The sequence below is a fragment of the Priestia sp. SIMBA_032 genome, from assembly GCF_046535215.1.
GTDB lineage: Bacteria > Bacillota > Bacilli > Bacillales > Bacillaceae_H > Priestia > Priestia aryabhattai.
The window spans coordinates 1-255 of record NZ_JAWRXD010001086.1; the positions used below are offsets into that span (position 1 = coordinate 1).

A 255-nucleotide genomic window follows, 5' to 3' on the forward strand; every position below is an offset into this window, starting at 1 on the left:
TCGTAACTTGCTGGACAATGCTTTGTGTTTGTTCCATTTCTGCAATTAAAGTGGAAGGGTCACCAGTGTAAAGGCGTTTTACATCATGTGACATGCTATGGAGCCCAATATAATGTCCTTCTTTAATTAATCGTTGCATCGTTTTTCTGTAATGCGGCACTTTTCCGCCAATAACAAAGAAAGTTGCTTTTCCATTCTTTTCTTTTAAGATATTTAAAATTTGTGTAGTATATTTGTTTGGACCGTCATCAAATG

Annotated in this window: 1 protein-coding gene; it reads right to left on the reverse strand. The window is 35.7% G+C overall.

The features are described 5' to 3' along the window. On the reverse strand, positions 1 to 255 hold a 255-nt coding region (locus tag SB717_RS37690), incomplete at both ends, for a polysaccharide deacetylase family protein (RefSeq protein WP_410908272.1).